The organism is Trueperella sp. (assembly GCF_043424875.1).
GTDB lineage: Bacteria > Actinomycetota > Actinomycetes > Actinomycetales > Actinomycetaceae > Trueperella.
In genome coordinates, this window is sequence record NZ_JBHWPL010000013.1 from 1 (window position 1) to 4,925 (window position 4,925).

The window sequence follows — 4,925 nt, forward strand, 5'->3', positions numbered from 1 at the left end:
GGCAGATCCATCGAATCGGTCGAAGCGCAGTACTTGGCCACCGTCAAGCCCATGCACGAGCTGTACGTGGCGCCCTCCAAACGCAGGGCGGACATCATCGTGCCAGAGGGCGGGCGGAACATCGTGGCTCTCGAGATGCTCTTCCATCGCATCCAAAACGAATTGGACTAGGTTGTTACGTCGCGCACGTTGCCACCTCGCTCCTTGAAACTGGGGGCCGGGTGCCGTTAATGTTGGACGTGCCCAAGACCGCAGGTCTCTTCGGAGTTGATTTCGAGCAATCGAAGCCCGCGCAGGTGTGACAAGACAATTATTGACGGCCCGCAAGTGCGGATCGTGAATGTTTGACCTCGTGCCTGTGTGCGCGAGGTTTTTTATTGCCTTGAAGACTGCGGCAAAACATCGGAAGGAGGTCCCATGAAAAGGACCGAGAAGCAGGCTGAGATTGCAGCCCTGACGGATTCGTTCCGTGAGGCGGATGCTGTTCTGCTGACTGAGTACCGCGGCATGACCGTGGAGCAGATGAAGACTCTGCGCCGCGAGCTTGGTGCCGGGGTGCGCTACCACGTCGCTAAGAACACGCTCGCTCGCATCGCAGCCACGGAGGCTGGCCTCGAGGACATCGCAGATGACCTGACGGGCCCGACCGCTCTCGCTTTCGTCACCGGTGACGTCGCTTCCGCAGCTAAGACTCTGAAGAACTTCGCCAAGGATAACGACAAGCTCGTCGTTAAGGCTGGCGTGATGGAAGGTTCGCGACTCGACGCCGACGGCGTCAAGGAACTCGCTGACCTCGAATCGCGCGAAGTCCTCCTCGCGAAGGCAGCTGGAGCCCTCAAGGCTTCGCTGGTTAAGGCTGCATTCGTCTTCAAGGCACCCGCCACGAAGACTGTTCGTACCGTTGACGCCCTGCGTGCGAAGCAGGAAACCGCTGCCTAAGTGCAGTAGCAATCACAATGTAATCGCCTCGCAAGGGGCAACTGCCTCGCAAGTAGGCAAAGGAAGGAAGGTCTATCATGGCCAAGCTCACTGCTGAAGAGCTTATTGAAGCGTTCAAGGAGCTCACCCTCGTTGAGCTCAATGACTTCGTGAAGAAGTTTGAGGAAGAATTCGACGTCGAGGCTGCAGCTCCGGTTGCAGTCCCAGCTGCCGGTGGCCCGGCTGCTGGGGGCGACGCAGGCGCAGCCGAGGAAGAGAAGTCGGAATTCGACGTCATCCTCGCTGAAATTGGCGGCACCAAGATTGCTGTCATCAAGGCTGTCCGTGAGATCACGGGCCTCGGCCTGAAGGAAGCTAAGGCTCTTGTTGACGAAGCTCCGAAGCCGGTCCTCGAGGCCGCTGCCAAGGATGCTGCTGATGACGCCAAGGCTAAGCTTGAGGAAGCCGGCGCAACCGTCGAGCTCAAGTAATACTCGCGGCATGAGCCGCACACAGACTTGTTGGTGAATCACCAGCGGTTGAGAAGAATCCCCCGGGCTGCTCCACACAGAGCGCCCGGGGGATTCTCGTTCCGAGCCCGCCGCGGCGGCGCGTCACTTGCAAACCGCGCGGTTGTGTGCAAAAGTCATCCGTAGAACGTTGACCACGGCTACTGGCCGGGCCAGTGTTTGAGAAAAAAGGCTTCGTGTATCGAGGAACCCTCTAGCAGCTACACACCCGCTGAGGTGATTCGAGGATCGCGAATGTTATCAGGTGTCGTGACCCCTTCCACAAGGACGGGGCTAGACTTCTATATGCCTGACGAGTAAATTAGAAACTTGCGTGAACTCTCATTCGGCGTGCCCAAGTTTGCTCGAACAAGGCTTTCGAACTTCCCAAACTTCGGCATTTGCGCAGATGAGATCGTCGCGCTGGCCTAACCAAATAATAGGGAAGGATCGCCCTTTGGCTGCTTCGCGCACCTCTAATACCACCGTTGTTAACGGCAAGCTGGCTTCCGATCGCGTGTCGTTTGCGAAGATCGAAGAACCGCTTCCGGTTCCGGATCTTCTCGGACTTCAGACCTCCTCGTACGGATGGCTGATCGGGTCGGATGAATGGCGTGAGAACGCCGCTCCGGGAGAAAAGTCAGGACTCGAAGAAATCTTCGAGGAAGTGTCACCAATTCAAAATACCGCCGATACGATGGGCCTGGTTCTGTCGAACCCGCACCTCGAAGGCGAAAAGGCCTCCATTGCCGAGTGCAAGGAAAAGGACCTTACCTACTCCGCCGCACTGTACGTGACGGCCGAGTTCCAAAACTACGAAACTGGCGAGATTAAGTCGCAGACCACCTTTATTGGTGACTTCCCGCTGATGACCCCGCAGGGTACGTTCATCATCAACGGCACCGAGCGTGTTGTTGTGTCGCAGATGGTTCGTTCCCCGGGCGTGTACTACGAAGAGGCTGCGGACAAGACCTCGGACAAGCTGATTTACAACGCGAAGATCATCCCCTCGCGCGGTGCGTGGCTCGAGTTTGAGATCGATAAGCGCGATTCGGTTGGCGTGCGCGTCGACCGCAAGCGTAAGCAGTCGGTCACGGTTTTCCTCAAGGCTCTTGGCATGACGGAGTCGGAGATTCGCGAGGAGTTCGCGGACTACCCGATCCTGCTCGAGACCCTCGAGAAGGACGCGGTCAACACCCAGGAGGAAGCCCTTCAGGATCTGTACCGCAAGCTGCGCCCGGGTGAGCCGCCGACGGCCGAGGCCGGCCGCACGCTGCTCAACAACTTCTACCTCAACCCCAAGCGTTACGATCTGGCGAAGGTTGGCCGCTACAAGGTCAACAAGAAGCTCGGCCTGCCCGAAGAGATCGACGAGCGTCAGCTGACGCTGAACGACATCACGGCAACGCTTCGTTACCTCCTTGCCCTGCACGCAGGGGAGAAGGAGACGACGACGATCGAGGGTGGCAGCCCCGTCGTCGTTGAGGATGACGACATCGACCACTTTGGCAACCGCCGTATCCGCGCCGTTGGTGAACTGATCCAAAACCAGGTGCGCACCGGTCTTGCCCGCCTTGACCGCATGGTCCGCGAGCGTATGACCACGCAGGATGCCGAAGCCATCACACCGTCGTCGCTGATCAATATTCGTCCGATCGTGGCAGCGATCAAGGAGTTCTTCGGAACCTCGCAGCTGTCGCAGTTCATGGACCAGAATAATCCGCTGGCGGGTCTGACCCACAAGCGTCGTCTCTCGGCGCTCGGCCCCGGCGGCCTCTCGCGTGATCGCGCCTCGATGGAAGTTCGAGACGTGCACCCCTCGCACTACGGCCGCATGTGCCCGATCGAGACCCCGGAAGGCCCGAACATTGGCCTGATTGGCTCGCTCGCAACCTATGGCCGCGTCAACTCGTTCGGTTTCATCGAGACCCCGTACCGCAAGGTTGATAACGGCCGGGTGACCGAGCAGATTGACTACCTCGACGCCGCCGATGAGGACCGTTACACGGTGGCTCAGGCAGCGGCTCCGATGGACGAGGACGGCAACTTCACGGAAGAGGAAGTTCTTGTTCGTCTTCCCGGTGGTGAGCCCGCGCTGATTCCGGCGAACGAGGTCGACTACATGGACGTCTCCGCACGTCAGATGGTCTCCGTCGGTACCGCAGCGATTCCGTTCCTCGAGCACGACGACGCCAACCGCGCCCTCATGGGTGCGAACATGCAGCGTCAGGCCGTGCCGCTGATCAAGCCTGTCGCGCCGCTCGTTGGTACGGGTATCGAAACCCGCGCCGCAGTCGACGCGGGCGACGTGCTTCTGGCCGAGGCGCCCGGCGTCGTGACCGAAGTTGATGCTGACCACGTGACCGTGGAGCAGGACGACGGCACGTACCGCACCTACCGCCTGGCCAAGTTCGAGCGCTCGAACCCGGGCAACTCGACGAACCAGAAGGTCATGGTCAACGAAGGCGACCGCCTCGAGCGCGGCTCCCTGATCGCTGACGGCCCGGCAACGGATGGCGGCGAGCTCGCGCTCGGCCAGAACCTGCTCGTGGCATTCATGGCGTGGAACGGCTACAACTTCGAGGATGCCATCATCCTCTCGCAGCGTTGCCAGTCGCAGGACCTGCTCACCTCGATCCACATCGAGGAGCACGAGGTCGACGCTCGAGACACCAAGCTTGGTCCGGAAGAGATCACGCGCGACATCCCGAACGTCTCCGAAGAGGTTCTGGCTCACCTCGACGAGCGCGGAATCATCCGCGTCGGCGCCGAGGTCACGGCTGGCGACATCCTCGTTGGCAAGATCACCCCGAAGGGCGAAACTGAGCTGACCTCGGAAGAGCGTCTGCTTCGCGCCATCTTCGGTGAGAAGGCCAAGGAAGTTCGCGATACGTCCATGCGCGTCCCGCACGGCCAGGCCGGCATCGTCATCGGCGTCAAGGAGTTCTCCGAGGAGAACCACGATGAGCTGCCCTCCGACATCCGCCAGTCTGTGCGCGTTCACATCGCGCAGCGCCGCAAGATCGCCATTGGCGACAAGATGGCAGGCCGCCACGGTAACAAGGGCGTCATCTCGCGTATCCTCCCGATCGAGGACATGCCGTTCATGGAGGATGGCACCCCGATCGACATCGTGCTCAACCCGCTCGGCGTTCCCTCGCGTATGAACCTGGGTCAGGTCTTCGAGCTCCACCTTGGCTGGATTGCCAAGCAGGGCTGGGACGCCTCCGAGGCGCGCGAAGCCGGCGAAGAGTGGGCAGTGCGCCTGCCGGAGAACGCGGTCAAGGCCGATCCGGGCCGTACCGTGGCCACCCCGGTGTTCGACGGCGTTCAGTCCGACGAACTCAAGGGCCTCCTCGACGTCACGAACACCAACCGCGACGGCGACCGTCTGGTTGACGGCACCGGCAAGGCTCGTCTGTTTGACGGCCGCACCGGCGATCCGTTCCCGGACCCGGTCTCGGTTGGCTACATGTACATGCTGAAGCTGCACCACCT

General features: G+C 60.6%; 4 protein-coding genes. All 4 read left to right on the forward strand.

Going from position 1 to position 4,925, the window contains the following annotated elements; all coding sequences use genetic code 11:
* The first annotated feature begins 9 nt into the window (after positions 1–9).
* Positions 10–171 (forward strand): hypothetical protein, encoded by a 162-nt coding sequence (locus tag ACHFFR_RS00735; RefSeq protein WP_394262357.1) that lies wholly within the window; start codon positions 10–12, stop codon positions 169–171.
* A gap of 246 nt (positions 172–417) precedes the next feature.
* Complete coding sequence (gene rplJ / locus ACHFFR_RS00740; RefSeq protein WP_394262354.1) at positions 418–939, forward strand: 50S ribosomal protein L10; 522 nt, start codon at positions 418–420, stop codon at positions 937–939.
* Between the two features lie 77 nt (positions 940–1,016).
* Positions 1,017–1,409, forward strand: coding sequence for a 50S ribosomal protein L7/L12 (rplL, locus tag ACHFFR_RS00745; protein ID WP_394262355.1), 393 nt, complete (start codon positions 1,017–1,019; stop codon positions 1,407–1,409).
* Between the two features lie 475 nt (positions 1,410–1,884).
* Positions 1,885–4,925 (forward strand): DNA-directed RNA polymerase subunit beta (rpoB, locus tag ACHFFR_RS00750; protein WP_394262356.1); only part of this gene is annotated, 3,041 nt, incomplete at its 3' end.